Genomic DNA, 1670 nt, shown 5'->3' on the forward strand with positions numbered 1-1670 from the left:
ACATACTCAGCACCAGGTGCTCCAGATGGAAGCTACATAGATAAAGTGAAGGGTTCTGTTGCGTATGACATTTACTCTCGCAAAGATGGTTGGATGGCAATTGACAACAAACGATTTGTAGAAGAGAAACACTTCGATATTCGATAAAAAAGTAGATCCAATAGGAGCTGTTTTTTGTGTTTTAGAAAAGTAGAAAAATTAGTTAAACAATGGTTCATTGCTTATTCAAAATATCCAGCAGGTTATGGTATTAACACATATGATGGTCCTAACGGGAATTGTACAGGTAATGTAGATGGATCTGTTCCATATAGAATTTATGCACGACAAGATGGTTATTTGGATATTGGACAAAGTACATGGTTAAAAGAAGAACATTTTGATGTTAGATAAGAATAAAAGATTAGAGTCGCTCGTTTGAGTGGCTCTTTATTTTGGAATCGGGGCATGACCGGAAATGAAAAATGGGAGTGTTGTCCTACACACTAAGTTGTTTTCGTGTCTCGATTCGAGAATGAAAGGAGTGGTTCAGTGATTAGTTTGTTTAAAGACTTCATAAACGCTGAGGCTATTCTTTATAAAGATATTAGAAAATACGTATTCAAGTCACCAAAGAAAAAGAGTGAAACAGACAAGCTAGGAGGAAACATGGATAGGAAACAAATTTTCATCGATGTCTTATTATATAAAGGGATTTACAAGGAAGAAGATACAGGGCGGCAGCTTTATGAAATGAGTAAGCAGGAATTATGGAATCTACTAAAAGGAGATGAAGAGCAATGCAACCAATCGAACATGGAAGTTTTGAAGTGACTCAGTTATTGGAAGAATTAAAACGAAAATAAGGGGTGTTTGGATGAAGGCGCAACATATTGAGCTTAGATTATCTAACGTGGAAGAAAACTAAACAAAAGCGCTATTTTGTACAACGGTAACCTGAGAAGAACTCGCAAATTACAAGAATCCCTGCTGAACAGGGGGCAGGGATTCAGAGGTAAGGAAGGCTATTTTGTATTTGTCGAAACGTGTCGTTTTCAACAAGTTAATAATACCACCAATTTTCAAAAGCTCATCATGTTAAATGTGTCTGAATTATATATAAACTATGTATAAATTTAAACAAAAGAGCAGCTAGCAAAAGCTAACTGCTCGGCTCCAGGGTATCTCCAAAAGGGGGACGGAGAAAGACATTCAAATGAGTTTTGGCTGGCTAGCTAGCCTATCTACATTATTGACGGAATGTTAAGACTTATTCAAGGGAGGAAAATTTATAATATGTAAATTAAATTAAAATCTCTTTTATTAATAGTATCATCCCCATTGCCATCAAGTTAAGAAATTCTTTGTTCCCCAAAACGAGAAAAACGAACTGAATTCCTATAGATAACTATAAAGAGATAAAATTTTCGTTTTGAGGATACTTTAAAATATTAGCTTGATGGGTATGTATAGTGACCCTTTATAGCAATAAAACCAGCTTATGTAATATTGCATATTAAAATGTATTGATATATATGTAAGCGCTTACTATAATAAGGGTATAAGGATTTACAACATCTTACTATACAAAATAAGAGGAGGAAATAATATGGCAATCGCAATGGCAGTTTTATCATTCTTAGGTGGAATCATCCCATTAGTAGGAGAGCTTTTAAAAGCAGTAATGTAAG

Annotated in this window: 1 protein-coding gene and 1 pseudogene; both read left to right on the forward strand. The window is 34.7% G+C overall.

All coding sequences use genetic code 11. The features are described 5' to 3' along the window. Positions 1-210 precede the first annotated feature (210 nt). Positions 211-393: pseudogene (locus tag C564_RS33225) on the forward strand (peptidase M23); the annotation flags it as partial. Positions 394-648: 255 nt separating this feature from the next. Continuing rightward, positions 649-813, forward strand: a complete 165-nt coding sequence (gene fbpA / locus C564_RS36020; RefSeq protein ID WP_081621561.1) for a Fur-regulated basic protein FbpA — start codon at positions 649-651, stop codon at positions 811-813. Positions 814-1670: the final 857 nt, after the last annotated feature.

The organism is Bacillus sp. 105MF, assembly GCF_000374885.1.
GTDB classification, from domain to species: Bacteria; Bacillota; Bacilli; order Bacillales; family Bacillaceae_G; genus Bacillus_A; species Bacillus_A pseudomycoides.